This is a genomic window from Lysobacter ciconiae, from assembly GCF_015209725.1.
GTDB lineage: Bacteria > Pseudomonadota > Gammaproteobacteria > Xanthomonadales > Xanthomonadaceae > Novilysobacter > Novilysobacter ciconiae.
This window is the reverse complement of sequence record NZ_CP063656.1, coordinates 958,765-973,970: the sequence shown is the minus strand read 5'-3', so window position 1 is coordinate 973,970 and position 15,206 is coordinate 958,765. Positions and strand designations below refer to the sequence as shown.

Annotated in this window: 11 protein-coding genes; 1 reads left to right on the top strand and 10 read right to left on the bottom strand. The window is 66.8% G+C overall.

Going from position 1 to position 15,206, the window contains the following annotated elements; genetic code table 11:
• Positions 1–48: 48 nt before the first annotated feature.
• The 7 genes from INQ41_RS04450 to ssb all read right to left on the bottom strand — a co-directional run bounded on the left by INQ41_RS04450 (position 49) and on the right by ssb (position 8,474).
• On the bottom strand, positions 49–2,139 hold the full coding sequence (locus INQ41_RS04450; protein WP_193986566.1) for a S9 family peptidase: 2,091 nt from the start codon (positions 2,137–2,139) through the stop codon (positions 49–51).
• Between the two features lie 64 nt (positions 2,140–2,203).
• A complete protein-coding gene (locus INQ41_RS04445; RefSeq protein ID WP_193986565.1) occupies positions 2,204–4,186 on the bottom strand; it encodes an OPT family oligopeptide transporter in 1,983 nt (660 codons plus the stop codon).
• 267 nt (positions 4,187–4,453) lie between these two features.
• Positions 4,454–5,359: a dTDP-4-dehydrorhamnose reductase gene (gene rfbD, locus INQ41_RS04440; protein WP_248285355.1), complete on the bottom strand. Its 906-nt coding sequence runs from the start codon at positions 5,357–5,359 to the stop codon at positions 4,454–4,456.
• Between the two features lie 5 nt (positions 5,360–5,364).
• Complete coding sequence (gene rfbC / locus INQ41_RS13215) at positions 5,365–5,922, bottom strand: dTDP-4-dehydrorhamnose 3,5-epimerase (RefSeq protein ID WP_228076703.1); 558 nt, start codon at positions 5,920–5,922, stop codon at positions 5,365–5,367.
• Positions 5,919–6,812, bottom strand: coding sequence for a glucose-1-phosphate thymidylyltransferase RfbA (gene rfbA / locus INQ41_RS04435; RefSeq protein WP_193986561.1), 894 nt, complete (start codon positions 6,810–6,812; stop codon positions 5,919–5,921). The genes rfbC and rfbA overlap by 4 nt, the downstream gene beginning before the upstream one ends.
• Positions 6,812–7,867, bottom strand: coding sequence for a dTDP-glucose 4,6-dehydratase (gene rfbB, locus INQ41_RS04430; RefSeq protein ID WP_193986559.1), 1,056 nt, complete (start codon positions 7,865–7,867; stop codon positions 6,812–6,814). The genes rfbA and rfbB overlap by 1 nt, the downstream gene beginning before the upstream one ends.
• 118 nt (positions 7,868–7,985) lie before the next feature.
• A complete protein-coding gene (gene ssb / locus INQ41_RS04425) occupies positions 7,986–8,474 on the bottom strand; it encodes a single-stranded DNA-binding protein (RefSeq protein WP_193986557.1) in 489 nt (162 codons plus the stop codon).
• Positions 8,475–8,626: 152 nt separating this feature from the next.
• On the opposite strand from ssb, the gene INQ41_RS04420 reads away from it, so the two are divergent.
• Positions 8,627–9,625 carry a polyprenyl synthetase family protein gene (locus tag INQ41_RS04420; protein WP_228076701.1) on the top strand — a complete coding sequence of 333 codons (999 nt, stop codon included), beginning with the start codon at positions 8,627–8,629 and terminating at the stop codon, positions 9,623–9,625.
• 42 nt (positions 9,626–9,667) lie between these two features.
• On the opposite strand, the gene murD is transcribed toward INQ41_RS04420, so the two are convergent.
• Genes murD through INQ41_RS04405 form a run of 3 tightly spaced genes read right to left on the bottom strand, consistent with a single transcriptional unit; the run spans position 9,668 to position 15,022 of the window.
• Positions 9,668–11,077, bottom strand: a complete 1,410-nt coding sequence (gene murD / locus INQ41_RS04415; RefSeq protein WP_193987214.1) for a UDP-N-acetylmuramoyl-L-alanine--D-glutamate ligase — start codon at positions 11,075–11,077, stop codon at positions 9,668–9,670.
• Positions 11,058–12,434 carry a UDP-N-acetyl-alpha-D-muramoyl-L-alanyl-L-glutamate epimerase gene (murL, locus tag INQ41_RS04410; protein WP_193986553.1) on the bottom strand — a complete coding sequence of 459 codons (1,377 nt, stop codon included), beginning with the start codon at positions 12,432–12,434 and terminating at the stop codon, positions 11,058–11,060. Before murL ends, murD begins: the two co-directional genes overlap by 20 nt.
• Complete coding sequence (locus tag INQ41_RS04405; RefSeq protein ID WP_193987213.1) at positions 12,431–15,022, bottom strand: bifunctional aspartate kinase/diaminopimelate decarboxylase; 2,592 nt, start codon at positions 15,020–15,022, stop codon at positions 12,431–12,433. The genes murL and INQ41_RS04405 overlap by 4 nt, the downstream gene beginning before the upstream one ends.
• Positions 15,023–15,206: the final 184 nt, after the last annotated feature.

Here is a 15,206-nt window from a genome sequence, read left to right as displayed (position 1 = left end):
AAGAAACCCGGCCGCGACAACGGGCGCCGCGGCCGTCAGGCGTCGCGCTTACGGGGCCAGGTGCGTTTTCAGCCAGCCATTGACGGTGTCATGCCACTGCACCGAGTTGTGCGGCTTGAGCACCCAGTGGTTCTCGTCGGGGAAGTACAGGAACTTGGACTCGATCCCGCGCCGCTGCAGCGCGGTGAACGCACCAAGGCCCTGGCTGACCGGAATGCGGAAGTCCTGCTGTCCGTGCACGACCAGCATCGGCACCCGCCACTTGTCGACGTGGCGGCTGGGGTTGAACTTCTCATGGCTCGCGCCCTTGTCCCACGGGCTGCCGCCGTTTTCCCACTCGGTGAACCACAGCTCCTCGGTGACGAAGCCCATCATGCGGGTGTCGAACACGCCGTCGTGGTTGACCAGGCACTTCCAGGCACCCGACGCGGGCGTGTGCCAGTTGCCGGCGATCCAGTTGACCATGTAACCGCCGTAGCTGGCGCCCAGTGCACAGGCATTGGCACCGTCCAGAAACGGGTATTTCTGCTGCGCCGCCTTCCAGCCCTTCTGCAGGTCTTCCAGCGGCCGGTCACCCCAGTGCTGGCTGATCGCGTCGGTAAAGGCCTGGCCGTAGCCGGTGGATCCGTGGAAGTCGATCATGACGACCGCGTAGCCCTGCCCCGCGTACGTCTGCGGGTTCCAGCGCGTGCTCCAGCTGTTGCCGAAACTGCCCTGCGGACCCCCGTGGATCAGAAACGCGACCGGGTACTGCTTGCCCTCCTGGTAGTTCCACGGCTTGAGCACGTAGCCGTGGACCGTTTCGCGGTTCCAGCCGGGAAAGCTGAACTGCTCGAAGTCGCCGAATTTCACCCACGGCAGCATCTCGCCGGCATCCGGGGTGATCGCCCGCTCGAAGCTGCCGTCGGTGCTGCCGGTGAAGACCTGGTTGCCGCTGGTCAGGCTGTTGCGGGTGAAGGCCAGGGTGTCGCCAGCGACCTGGACCGACCCGATGCTGCCGTCGGCTGCGATGCGGGTCACGTTCCCATCGGCGACGTCCAGCGCAAACAGCGGATGCTCGCCCACGTCCTGGGCGGTGACATACAGCGTGTCGCCATCGGCCGACACCGCGATGCTGTCGGCCGACCGGTCCCACTTGGGCGCGATCTCGCGGCGCTGCCCGCTTGCCATGTCCAGCTCCATCACCGCGTAACGGTCCGCCTCGAAGCCGGGCCGCTTCATCGCGCGGTAGAACAGCTTGCTGCCGTCGGCGTTGAATACCGGGCCCGAGTCGGTGGCCGGGTTGTCGGCGGTCAGGTTGCGTGCTGCACCGCTGCCGTCGGCGCTGACCTGGTAAAGGTCGAAGTTGGTGGACCACGGCTCGGTGCGATCGGCCTTGCGCACGCTCAGCACCAGCGACTCGCCATCCGGCGCCCAGGTGTAATCGCCACTGTCGCCGAACGGCCGGGAGGGCACATTGCCGATGACGTCGCCGGCGATCGCGGTGGCCGTTGTGACGGTCCCGCGACCGGTCGGAAGATCGGCGACGAAAACGCGGTTCAGGCGCCCGTCGCTCCAGGTGTCCCAATGACGCACGAACATGCGGTCATAGACGGTGCCGGTCTCCGGGCTCGCTTCGCGCTCGTCGACGCGCTTCCTGGTGCAGGCCAGATCGCTGCCGCAATCAACGAACGCCTCGACGCTGAAGGCGACGCGCCGGCCATCGGGAGAGATCTGGAAGCTCCCCACGTCGAGCGGCACGTTGCTGAGCTGTCGCGGCTTGCCGCCCTCGGCGCCGATCGCATACAGCTGCGAGGTGCCGGACTTGGAGCTGAGGAAGTACACGCTCTTGCCGTCGGGCGCGAACACCGGGGAGTTGACGTTCCAGCCCTCCGGTGTCAGGCGTGACGGCGGCCGCAGGTCGCGGGTCAACAGGTTGCGTACCCACAGGGACGTGGACGCCTTGTTTGCGTCGTAGTCGGTGACGCTTCGCGCGAACACCACCCGGCTGCCATCGGGCGAGAGGATGGGCGAGGAAAACCGGTCAAGCGTCGCCAGGTCGCGGGGCTGCAGGCCACGATCGGCCACGTCGGCGGCAAACGCAGCGCCTGGCAATACCAGTGCCAGCAACAGCGGCAGGGCGGCGGGGACAATACGCATGGACAACTCCTGTTGTGTTCTGAAACGCCGCGACCCTCGGCGGCGACGCGTGAGGCGCGAGCAGTCAGCTGGTGGAGACGGGGGCGCGGACGCCGGTGCGGTAGAGGTACCAGCCTACGAACGCCAGCACGAGCAGGCCGATCCATTGCGCCGCCGGAACCTGGACGGCAAGCGCAAGCACGTCGGCGCGCGCCGACACCACGATCGGCACGGCGATCGCGATGCCCATCAAGGCCTCGCCGGTGATCAGCCCCGCGGCGAACAGCACACCGGGCCGGTGCACGCGGTCGCGGCCGTCATGATCGTCCGGATCGACCTTGTGGAAGCGCTCCACCGCGTAGGACAGCAGGCCGCCGAGGAAGATCGGCACCATCAGCTCCAGCGGCAGGTAGATGCCGATCGCGGCGGCCAGCACCGGCACGCGGAAGCGCGCACCGCGGGCCTTCAGCCATTCGTCGACGGCGATGATTGCCGCGCCCACGGCCACGCCAAGGCCGATCATCGTCCACGGCAGGTCGCCGCCGAACATGCCGCGGGCGACGGAAGCCATCAGGTTGGCCTGCGGGGCTGCCAGCGCGTTGGGGTGTTCCAGCGTCGGCTCGCCGATGCCATAGGCCGTGGCCAGCAGGTTGAGCACCGGCGCCATGATCAGGGCGCACGAGAACGCGCCGATGCCCAGCATCAGCTGCTGCTTCCACGGCGTCGCACCCACGATGTAACCGGCTTTCAGGTCCTGCAGGTTGTCCCCGCCCACCGCCGCGGCGCAGCACACCACCGCACCGATCATGATCGCCGCCACCGCACCCAGGGGCGCGCCGCCCACGCCGACCGGTGCCAGCCCGCTCTCGCCCAGCAGCAACACGAGCACGGCCGAGGCAAACAGGATCGTCGAGATGGTGATGCCCGACACCGGATTGTTGGACGAACCGATCAGCCCGGCCAGGTACGCCGACACCGACACGAACAGGAAGCCGGCGACGATCATGATGATCGTCATCGGGATACTCACCAGCCACTGGCCGACGATCATCTGGTACAGCGCCAGCAGCGGCAGCGTGAACAGCACCAGCGCGATCAGCATCCACTTCATCGGCAGGTCGCGCTCGGTTTCCGCCAGCGCCGGCCCGGTGCTCTTGCGGGCGGCGGCGAACCCGCTCTTGACGCCGTTGAGCAGCGACTTGCGCAGCGAAAACAGCGTCCAGATACCACCGATCAGCATCGCGCCGACCCCCAGGTAACGGATCTTGGCACCCCAGATCGCGAACGCCGCGTCGGCCGAGGACGCGTTGGTCAACGATGCCGCCAGCGCCGGGTCGGTGTTCATAAAGAACGCCTGATACAGCGGGATGGCGATGTGCCAGGAAAGAACCGCGCCCGACAGCACGACGATGCCGACGTTCAGGCCGACGATGTAGCCCACGCCCAGCAGCGCCGGCGAGAGGTTGGTGCCGATGAAAGCGGTGATCTTGGAGCTGCCCAGATAGGTGGACTGGGTCCAGGTGTCGGGAATCAAGCGCAGGCCACTGGTCGCGGAGAGCTTTACCAGCGCGCCGATGGCTCCGGAGATTGCAAGGATCCGCATGCCCGGGCCCGGGTTGTCACCGGCCTTGAGCACCTCCGCAGCTGCCTTGCCCTCGGGGAATGGCAGCGGATCCTCGACGATCATCGAGCGCCGCAGCGGTACCGAGAACAGGACGCCCAGCAGGCCACCCAAGCCGGCGATGCCCAGCACCCACCAGTACTTGAAGTCCGGCCAGTAGCCCATGATCACCAGCGCCGGGATGGTGAAGATCACGCCCGCGGCGATCGAGGAGCCCGCAGAGGCGCCGGTCTGGACGATGTTGTTTTCCAGGATGGTGCCGCCGCCGAGCAGGCGCAGCACACCCATCGAAACCACGGCCGCGGGGATTGCGGTGGCGATGGTCAGGCCGGCGAACAGCCCAAGGTAGGCGTTGGCGGCCGCCAGGATCACCGCCAGGACGATCGCCAGCACGACGGCACGAACGGTCAGCTGCGCCTGGGCAGGTACAGGTGCGGGTGTACTCATCAACGGCTCCGGGAAGAGGGCGTGGCCCGTGGAAAACGCAACCGTTCGAGGATAGCCTGAAAATCCGATCGGTCACGCGGGCGGATGGTCACGGATTGCAACCACGCCGCAACGAACCACCCGTCGTCGCGGCGCTCGCTCCCGCGTGTCAGCCGGACTTGGCAGTCGCACCACCGATGTGGCGCGACAGGAAGTCCAACAAGCGGGTGTAGTACTCACGGCGATTGGCTTCCAGGTAGAAGCCGTGACCGCGTGGCGTGTTGCTGCTCAGCGCGCCTGGCTGGGCTCCGCGTGGAGCGTCTCGACGAGCGCGCTCCGCCAGTCCGGAAGTTCGAGCTCGAATTGCGCTGCCAGGCGCGCGGTGTCGAGCACCGAGTAGGCCGGCCGGGCGGCGCGCGTGGGAAACTCCGCCGTGGTGATCGGCAGCACACGAGGTTTGCGCGTCAACAGACCGACCTCAGCGGCTTCCTCCATGATCGCCTCGGCAAATCCATGCCAACTGGTCTGACCGGTGCTCACGAGATGGAACACGCCTGAAGTGTTCTTGCCCCGCCGCAGCATGGCTGCGGTCACGTCGGCGATCAGCCATGCGGGAGTCGGTGAGCCGACCTGGTCGGCCACCACGCGCAATTCGTCCCGCTCGCTGGGCAGACGCAACATGGTGCGCAGGAAATTGCCGCCGTGCAGTCCGTAAACCCACGCGGTGCGAAGGATCAAATGCTTCGCGCCGCTGCGCTCGATCGCCTGCTCGCCTGCAAGCTTGCTCGCGCCGTAGACGCCCAGCGGAGCGGTCGGGTCGTCCTCCCGGTAGGGTCGGCGCCCCTGGCCATCGAAGACATAGTCGGTGGAGTAATGCACCAGACTTGCGCCCATGCGCGCGCAGGCCTCCGCGATGCGGGCCGGCGACTCGGCGTTGACGCGATGGGCCAGCTCCGGCTCGTCCTCGGCGCGGTCAACCGCGGTGTACGCCGCGGCGTTGACGACCACGTCGGGCGCAATACGCTCAATCAGTGCCCCGACGGTGTCCGGCTGGCCGAGGTCCAGCGCCTCGCACCGACCGCCGTCGGACAACCGGCCATCGCGGCTGGTAACGACCACCTCACCCAGCGGCGGCAATGCGCGCCTGAGCTCATGACCGACCTGGCCATTGCCCCCGATCAGCAGCAGGCGCACGGCAATCAGTCCGCGAAAACCGGCAAGCGGTCGTCGGCGACGTCTTCCAGCAGCGGCGCACCGGCGTCCTTTGGCGACAGGACCGGCGAGGCGACCGGCCAATCGATTGCCAGCCGTGGGTCGTCCCAGCGCAAGCTTGCATCCGCGTCGGGATCGTAGGTGGCAGTGCAAAGATAGGTGAATACCGCCTGCTCGCTCAGGGTCACGAACCCGTGGGCGAAGCCTTCGGGGATCCAGAAGTGACGCTTGTTGTCGCCGCTCAGGACGACCGCTGTCCAACGACCGAAGTGGGGTGAGCCGCGGCGGATGTCGACGGCGACGTCCCAGACCTCGCCCTCCACCACCGACACGTACTTGCCCTGCGGATTCGGCCATTGGTAGTGGAGTCCGCGCAGCACGTTCCTGCGCGATGAGGATGTGTTGCCCTGCACGAAGGACGGCTGCAACCCATGCTCGCGCAGCTTGCCGTGGTTGAAGGTTTCGAAGAAGGTCCCGCGATCGTCGCTGAACACCCGCGGCTCAAACACCACGCACCCCGGAAGGTCGGTCTGAATCACCTTCATTCCACGTACCCGCGATCAATCAGCGACAGGAGGTATTCGCCATAGCCGTTCTTCACCAACGGCTGGGCGAGCGCGCGCAGCTGGTCGTTGTCGATCCAGCCGTTGTGGAGGGAGATCTCCTCGGGACAGCAGACCCGCAGGCCCTGCCTCGCCTCGATGGTTTCCACGTAATTCGACGCCTCCAGCAGGGACTGGTGGGTGCCGGTGTCCAGCCAGGCATAGCCACGGCCCAGACGCTCCATGTGCAACGCATCCTCATCAAGATAGCGCTTGTTGAGGTCGGTGATTTCGAGTTCACCGCGCGCCGAGGGCTTTATCTGCGCGGCGTAATCGCTGGCGCGACCGTCGTAGAAATACAGGCCGGTAACGGCGTAGTTCGAGCGCGGCTGCTCGGGCTTTTCCTCCAGACCGACGACCTTGCCGTCGGCATCGAACTCGGCAATCCCGTAACGCTCCGGATCGCGAACCCAATAGCCGAACACCGTGGCGCCGTGCGGGCGCGCATCGGCGCGCTTCAACATCGCGGTGAGGCCCGGACCGTGGAAGATGTTGTCGCCCAGCACCAGGCAGCTGGGCTGGCCGGCGAGGAAATCGCGCCCGATCAGGAACGCCTGCGCGAGTCCGTCAGGGCTGGGTTGCACCGCGTACTCGATCTTCATCCCCCACTGCGAACCGTCACCGAGCAGGTTCTGGAACAGCGCCTGCTCGTGGGGGGTGTTGATGATCAGCACCTCCCGAATCCCGGCCAGCATCAATACGCTGAGCGGGTAATAGATCATCGGCTTGTCGAAGATCGGCAGCAGCTGCTTGCTGATCGCCTGGGTGACCGGATACAGGCGCGTGCCCGAGCCACCGGCGAGAATGATGCCCTTGCGCGCCGATGTGGTCATCACGCGACGCCACCGATGCGCTCGAGCCGGTAGCTGCCGTCCATCACCCGCTGCACCCACGGCGCGTTGTCCAGGTACCAGTCAACGGTCCGGGCCATGCCCTCATCAAAGGTGATCGCCGGCTCCCAGGCCAGTTCGCCGTGCAGCTTGCTGGCATCGATCGCGTAGCGGCGGTCATGGCCGGGGCGGTCCTGGACGTAGGTGATCAGCGATTCGCGCTTGCGGCCGTCGGCCAGCGGCCGGCGCTGGTCAAGCAGCCGGCAGATCGTCTGCACCACGACGATGTTGGTGCGTTCCGCCTCACCGCCGACGTTATAGACCTCGCCCACCCGACCTGCCTCCAGCACACGTCGGATCGCCGCGCAGTGGTCGGACACGAACAGCCAGTCGCGCACGTTGAGGCCATCGCCGTAGATCGGCAGCGGCTCGCCGGCCAGCGCCTTGGCGATGATCAGCGGGATGAGCTTTTCCGGGAACTGGTAAGGCCCGTAGTTGTTGGAGCAGTTGGTGGTGAGTACCGGCAGGCCGTAGGTGTGGTGGAACGCACGCACCAGGTGGTCGGACGCCGCCTTGGAAGCGGAGTACGGCGAGTTGGGCGCGTACGGCGTGGTTTCGGTGAACTTCCCCGTATCCCCCAGGGTGCCGTAGACCTCGTCGGTGGAGACGTGCAGGAAGCGGAAATCCGCCGCGCGCGTGCCGTCCCGCGACTTCCAGTAGTCGCGGACCCGCTCCAGCAGGTTGAGCGTGCCCACCACATTGGTCTGGACGAACTCGGCGGGGCCATCGATGGAGCGATCCACATGGCTCTCGGCGGCGAAATTGATCACCGCGTCGGGCTGGTGCTCGCGCAGCAGGCGGGCCACCAGAGTGGCGTCGCCGATGTCGCCGTGCACGAACACGTGGGACGTATCGCCATCCAGTGACGACAACGTGTCCAGATTGCCCGCGTAGGTCAGGGCGTCCAAATTGACGACCTTGATGCCGCGACCGACTGCATCGAGGACGAAATTTCCACCAATAAAACCGGCTCCGCCGGTCACCAACCACGTCGGCATGCAACGCTCCAAAAAAATCGCAATCAGGAAGACTTCTTTATCGACCGCACGCGGCGATAGCGCGGTGGCATCCTACTAACGCCCTGCAGTCGATGCACTCAAAAAAAGCGGACGCCTGCTAGAAGGGGATATCGTCGTCCGCAAAATCGTCGCCGAAGTCGTTCGATTTGGCCGGCGTGGCTTCACGGCGCGGCGCGGCGGCCTGACGGGGCGCGGGACGCGAGGTCCGCTCCTCGCGGTCGAAGTCGCGTCCACCGCCTTCCGAGGCGCCACCGCCGCCGCCCAGCATCTGCATCTCATCGGCGACGATGTCGGTGAAGTACTTCTCCACGCCGTCCTGGCCGGTGAACTTGTCGTAGCGGATTGAGCCTTCGATATAGACCTGGCGGCCCTTTTTCAGGTACTCGCCGGCGATTTCGCCCAGCTTGCCGAACAGCTTCACGCGGTGCCATTCGGTCTTCTCGATCTGCTGGCCGTCCTTGTCCTTGCGCACGCTGGTGGTCGCCAACGAGAGGGTGCAGATGGCCATGCCGCCCTGGGTGTACTTCATGTCGGGATCGTTGCCGAGATTGCCGACCAGGATCACCTTGTTGATGCCACGTGCCATGAATGCGGTCCTTTGAGGTCGCCGGCGGCGACGGGCTTGCAAGTATACCGACCCGCCGGGCTGGCACGGTCAGGCCATGCCCTTGGGCACCCTCGGATTTCCGGCCGTCTGCGAATGCCTATAATCGCCGGTCCCCCGTCGTCTGGTCACCCATGCACGTTTCCGTCCCTCAAGCAGCGAATCCCGATCTGGATGAGATCCAGGCCCTGGCCCGGGACGACATGACCGCAGTCGACGCCCTGATCCGTCGCCGCCTGGCTTCCGACGTCGTGCTGATCAACCAGGTCTCCGAATACATCATCAACGCGGGTGGCAAGCGCCTTCGCCCGATGTTGCTGCTGCTCGCCGCGGGAGCGCTCGGCCACCGTGGCCCGGACGCGCACCAGCTGGCGGCGGTGGTGGAATTCATCCACACCTCCACGCTGCTCCACGACGACGTGGTCGACGAGTCCGACCTGCGCCGCGGCCGCAGAACGGCCAACGCGGTCTGGGGCAATGCGGCGAGCGTCCTGGTCGGCGATTTCCTGTATTCGCGCAGTTTCCAGCTGATGGTCGAGCTGGGGTCGATGCATGTGCAGACGATCCTCGCCGACACCACCAACCGGATCGCGGAGGGCGAAGTGCTGCAACTGCTGCACGTGCGCAACCCCGACACCGACGAGGCGGCCTACATCCGGGTCATCGAGCGCAAGACCGCGGTGCTGTTTGCTGCCGCGACGCGCCTGGGCGCACTGCTGGCCGGCGTCGACGAGGCAACCCAGGACAAGCTGCACGATTACGGCCTGAACCTCGGTTTCGCCTTCCAGATTGCCGACGACGTGCTCGATTACGCCTCGGATGCGGAAACCCTGGGCAAGAACCTGGGTGACGACCTCGCCGAAGGCAAGGCCACGCTGCCGCTGATCCACGCCATCCGCCATAGCGACCCGGACACCGCGGCGACGCTGCGCGCAGCGATCCAGGACGGCGACGCCGGCGCCCTGCCGGTCGTGCTGGCCGCGATAAACGCCACCCGCGGGCTGGACTACAGCCGCCAGCTGGCGCGCGACTATGCGGCCCGCGCCGTGGCTGCGCTGGAAGGGCTGGACGACAACGCCCATCTGGGCGCGCTGCGCGGGTTGGCCGACTACGCGGTCAACCGCGATCATTGAGCTGGTTTTTGCAACCCGCGGTCCTGGATGCAGTCCGGGCGCTCAGGCGATTCCCAATCCGGGGATTGCGCTGATCGCGTCCGGATCGAATCCGCCCAGCTCGGCGAAATGCCGGCCGCGCGCGACGTAATCGCGATACGGACCGAAACTGGGCGCGCCAGGCGAGAGCAATAGCACGCCATCACCATCGAGCGCAGCCCGCGCCTTGCCGACGGCATCCGCAAGGCCCTCGGCTTGCAGCAGGACAAATTCGCCATCGGCGGTCAGCGGGCTTAGCAGCGCATGGATGCGCGGACCATTGGCTCCCATCGTGACCACCACCCGTGGCGCATGGTCGGTGATCGCTTTGGCAAACTCCGACCAGTCCACGCCGCGGTCGTGACCACCCAGCAGGATCGCGACGGGCCGCTCAGCGAAGCATCCCAATGCCGCCAGGCTTGCGTAGGGCGTCGTGCTGATCGAGTCGTTGACCCAGGTGAGGCCATCGCGGGTACCGATCGTCTGCAGGCGGTGCGGCAGCGGAATGAAATCTTTTGCGCGTGCCGCCAGAGCCGCCGCATCCAGGCCCATCGCATCCAGCACGGTCAGGGCTGCGCACAGGTTGCCGCGATTGTGCCGTCCCGGTAGCGGTAGCGAGGAGGTGTCCATCACCCGTGTGTCGCGGTCGAAGAGGATGTCGCCGCGGAGATGCCAGCCGGACTCGTCGCCGAACCAGCGGATCTCGCTGTCGGGCAGATCCAGGGCCACAAGCCGCGGGTCCGCCGCGTTCAGCACGGCAACGCGGGGCCGGGCCGCGGTGACCAGCTGTAGCTTGTCCGCCACGTATCGGGCTTCGCTGCCATGCCAGTCCAGGTGCTCCGGAAACACGTTCAGCACCACCCCGATATCCGGGCGCACGCCGCTGGCGGCGACATCGCCCGTCTGGTAGCTGGACAACTCGATAACCCAGCTTTTGGGAGCCTCGGCTGGCGCCACGTCCAGGAGCTCCAGCAGCGGCAGGCCGATATTACCGGCGAGTGCGGTCCGCCGGCCTGCGGCGCGCAGCAGATGGGCGAGCAAGGCCGTCGTCGTGCTCTTGCCCTTGGTCCCGGTGATGCACACCGTGTTGCGGGCCATGCCTGCCGCGTCGCCCTGCTCTGCAAACCACAGGCCGGTGCCGCCGATGAACCGCGTGCCGCGCGCGGCTGCCGCGGCCGCTTCTGCCCCGTAGGGGCTGATGCCGGGGGACTTTATGACGACGTCGAACGCCGCCAGCCGGTCCGCGGACGCGTCGACCTCGAGATTCAGGAGGATGTCACCGCAACCGCGGGCAGCCGCGACTTCATCGGACGTGCAAAACAGGGTCAATGGCAGGGTCGGCAACCGGGAGCGCACCGCGCGCCACGCGGCTTTACCTTCCCGCCCCCAGCCCCACAGCGCGACGCGCCGCCCTTCAAGCTGCGAGATGCGCACGCAGACGTTCCCACAAGGGCGCCGGGATGCGGTGCTGAGCATCGAGCACCAGCAACGGCTCAACCCCGAGGTCCGCCGATTCCAGCCGGGGGCGGATCTCCTCGGCGAAGCGCTTTACCAGCGCGTCCTCGCGCCACTCCGCACGGTCCACCAGCGCCGCCATCGCGGCACGCGACTCGATGCCCTCGCCGACACATTCAAACGGCTTGTGGTCGTGGTACTCCAGCAGCGCGTCGTAACCTGCCGTCTGCGCCGGATCGTCCAGCAGGTTGCGGCCGAAGATGCCCACCAGCCGTGCCTTGGGCATGAACGGCGCCAGCGCGAGGAACACGAAATGGCACTTGGGACACACCCCGCACCAGCGGTTGACCGGACGCTCGCCGAGGATGTGGAAATTGCGGTTGCAGCTGGAAAACCAGGCGTCGTAATGGTCGATCCGCGCAAACTGCCGGGCCACTGCCAGCTCGCTCAGTGGACGCAGCAGGGAGTAGTAATTCAGATCGGCGGCGACGTGCCGGGCGACGTAGTCGCCGAATGCGGACTCGAACGCCCAGCCCTTGGACCACTGATGGTTGACCTCGGTGGTGGTCTGGCCGTCCTCGCTGCGGATCAGGCTGCCGTAGCTGGCCGAGCGCTCGTTGGAGAACACCACCTGATCGACGCCGCGCAGCAACGCGGCCAGCACCAGAATCGCCGAGTTCACCGCGGTCACCGGAATATGCCCGTTCCACGCGCCCTGGCGGTTGAATTCAAACAGCTGCGGGGCCAGCGCGCGGCCGATATTCAGCGTCGGCAGGCCGGTGCGCTCGGCGCAGGCCTTGATCAGTTGTGAACCACCGATCCAGGTGACCGTCTGCCCGATCCCGAGCGCGCGCAATGCCTCGATGCTGACCAGCGAGTCCTTGCCGCCGCCGATGGCCACCAGCGCGTGCTCGCGCAGGCCTGCGCTTGCCGCCGACGCTGCATCTTCGGCGTCGGCCGGAAAACGGATCCGGTCGTGTAGATCGAGCCCGTTGCGGTAGGCGAACTCGCCCAGCCCGTTGAGGTAGATGGTCTCCATCAACCCGGCAGTGGCTGCATCGATCGCGTACGAGTCGATCAGGATTTTCGGCGGCACAGCAGCCTTGTAGTAGCTCACCCCTGCAACCAGGTGCAGCAGCCGGAGCGCCGGTTCCACCGCCGCGGCACGCGCGTCATCCAGCTCGAACGGGGCACCGGGGACGGTGATCGTCTCCACCAGCTCCGGACCGTCGTCGAAGGCGTACACCAGCCTCGCAGTGCCGGTAATTGGGTCAAAGTCACAGCGCACGAATCGGAATGCGTCGATCGCATCGCGCTGGAACGTCCAGTTGCTCATTCGATGATGTCCTCTGCCGGCAGGGCGCGCAGATTGTAGGTGTTGGCCATCGTCATGCCGTAGGCGCCGGTATCGGCGACCAGGATGACGTCATCCTCCGCCGTGGCGCTGGACAGCAGCCGCTTGCGGCCGAGCACGTCGCCGGTCTCGCAGATGGGGCCGACAATCTCGAACGCGGTCGTCGACGTGTCGCCGGGCCGGCTGATGTTGTGGATGCCGTGCCAGGCGTCGTACAACGCCGGACGCATCATCACGTTCATGCCGCCATCGCAGCCGATGCGGTGCACGCCGTCCTTCTCGACCACCTGGGTGACCGAGAGCAGCAGCACGCCGGCTTCGGCAACCAGGTAACGTCCGGGCTCCACCACCAGCGCGTAGCGTGGAAACGCCGCCTTGATCTCATCCAACCCGGCGCGCCAGACCGCTAGGTCAAAATCCTGCGCGTCGGGAGTGTACGGAATCGGCATGCCACCGCCGATGTCGATGGTGTCCACGTCGCCGGCCGTGTCGGCCAGCCCGGCCAGGTGCGCATACACCTCGCGCCAATGACGCGGGTCCTCGATCCCGCTGCCCAGGTGGGCGTGCAGGCCACTGATGCGGATGTCCAGCGCGTGCGCATGGGCCAGGAAGGCGTCGAAGCGGGCCAGTGGCAGGCCGAACTTGGCCGCGGCGCCGCCGGTGCGGACCTTCTCGTGGTGCCCGTCGCCCCGACCCAGATCCAGCCGCAGCCAGATCGTGCGGCCGCGGAAGACCTCCGGCCAGCGCTGCAACGCCTCGATGTTGTCCAGGGTGACGGTCACGCCCCGCGCCAGCGCCGCCTCGTACTCGCGCCGGGGCGCAAAACTGGGCGTGAACAGCACACGGGAGGCGGGCAGTTCCGGCAGAGTCGCGAACACGTGCTCCAGCTCACCCAGCGACACGCATTCCAGGCCCAGCCCCTCGTCGGTCACGGTGCGCAGGATGGCCGGATGCGGGTTCGCCTTGATGGCGAAGAAACACCGGTCGACGGCGTCCGTCGCCAGCATGTCGCGGGCCCGCTCACGAACCGTTTCCAGATGGTAGACATAGCGCGGAGTGCCGGTTTCGGCGCGGGCCAGCAGGTCCTCCCGCTGCCCTATCCACCACGGCTCGCGTCGCTGCGGGCGACCGTACTCGATCTCACGCCAGCTCGGGCCAAACACGTCGGAATCCATCACGGGCATTGCTCCACTGGCGATCAATTCCGCGTGCAGCAACGGCAGCAGGCCGTCGGCGTCCGCCTCGTCGATCACGAAAGTCAGGTTGAGGTCGTTGGAAGACTGCGAGATCAGGTGTACGCGCTCGCGTCCGAAAGTCGCCCAGACGTCGGACAGGCGGTGCAGAAGCGAGCGCATGCCCCTGCCCACCAGGGTGATGCCGGTGCACGGGGCGATCACCTTGACCCGGCACACTTTCGCCAGGTCGGTGGCTAGTGCTTCCAGCACATTGCTGGTCACCAGATTGTCGGCCGGGTCGAGCGAGATGGTGACGTTCGTCTCCGAGGAGCCGATCAGGTCGACCGACAGGCCGTGGCGTTTGAACAGCTCGAAGATGTCGGCCAGGAAGCCGACCTGCTGCCACATGCCGATGCTCTCCATCGACACCAGCACCACGCCGTCGCGGCGACTGATCGCCTTGACGCCGGGTATGGCGGCGGCCGTGGCGTCGATCCGCGTGCCCGGCAGTTCGGGGCGCGAGGTATCCAGGATCATCATCGGCACACCCGCCCGCCGGCATGGTCCGATCGAGCGCGGGTGCAGGACCTTGGCGCCGGTCGTCGCGATCTCCTGCGCTTCGGCGTAGTCCAGGCGGGTAAGCAGGCGCGCATCGGGCACCTCGCGCGGATTGGCGCTGAACATGCCCGGGACGTCGGTCCAGATCTCCACGCGCACCGCACCCAGGAGCGCACCAAAACACGCCGCCGAGGTGTCCGAGCCACCGCGACCGAACACCGCCGTGCCGCCGTCGTCGTGGCGGGCGATGAAGCCCTGGGTCAGGACGAACGCGCGGGGGTGCTGCGTGAAGCGGTCGTTGAAGCCCGGCTCGATCTCGCGTCGGGGATGCACCGAGAGCCGCAATGCCGATTCGGTGCGATTGGGCACGTGCCCGGCCTGCAGCCAGTCGCGCGCATCGCACCAGCCAAAATCCAGCCCCTGGCTGCACAGGTAGGCGGCGCCGATGCTCGAAGACAGCAGTTCTCCCTGCGCCAGCACTTCGGCCTGCCAGGCGAGGGCGCGCCCGGCGGCGCGGGGATCCCGCAGCAGACCCTCCAGCTCCGCCAGGCGCTGACCGAGCGCCTGTTCCGGATCCAGGGCAAGCTCCTCGCAGAAGACGCGATGGCGATGGGCCAGCGCGGCCACCCGCGCCACCGCATCGTCGCCGTCGCAGATGGCCTGCAACTCGTTGGTTACCCCGGACATGGCGGACACGACAACCAGCACGCGCGCGCCCTCGGCCGCGCCGCGCTCCACCGCCATGCGCCCGATCGTGTCCCAACGGTCACGCCTGGATACCGAGGTTCCACCGAACTTCAGCACCAGCCACTTCTGCCTTGCAGCCACCAATCCGATCTCCTGGTTCCAGCCGACGACCGGAAAGGGAAAAAACAACGATGTGCATCCTATCGCCTCTGCCGCGCGCGGCGTAACCGCGGCTGCAAAGAAACTGGGACCGCGGCATACCCACTAGACTCCACTGCCCGGCCGCGCCCAGCCAAGGCCGTGCAATCCAGCCCTTGTTCAACAAAGGACGCCA

Excerpts from the sequence above, each read along its gene's own strand:
- INQ41_RS04445 (WP_193986565.1), bottom strand. The coding sequence starts at position 4,186 with ATGAGTACACCCGCACCTGTACCTGCCCAGGCGCAGCTGACCGTTCGT.
- rfbC (WP_228076703.1), bottom strand. The coding sequence starts at position 5,922 with ATGAAGGTGATTCAGACCGACCTTCCGGGGTGCGTGGTGTTTGAGCCG.
- INQ41_RS04420 (WP_228076701.1), top strand. The coding sequence starts at position 8,627 with ATGCACGTTTCCGTCCCTCAAGCAGCGAATCCCGATCTGGATGAGATC.
- murL (WP_193986553.1), bottom strand. The coding sequence starts at position 12,434 with ATGAGCAACTGGACGTTCCAGCGCGATGCGATCGACGCATTCCGATTC.
- ssb (WP_193986557.1), bottom strand. The coding sequence starts at position 8,474 with ATGGCACGTGGCATCAACAAGGTGATCCTGGTCGGCAATCTCGGCAAC.
- rfbA (WP_193986561.1), bottom strand. The coding sequence starts at position 6,812 with ATGACCACATCGGCGCGCAAGGGCATCATTCTCGCCGGTGGCTCGGGC.
- rfbB (WP_193986559.1), bottom strand. The coding sequence starts at position 7,867 with ATGCCGACGTGGTTGGTGACCGGCGGAGCCGGTTTTATTGGTGGAAAT.
- INQ41_RS04450 (WP_193986566.1), bottom strand. The coding sequence starts at position 2,139 with ATGCGTATTGTCCCCGCCGCCCTGCCGCTGTTGCTGGCACTGGTATTG.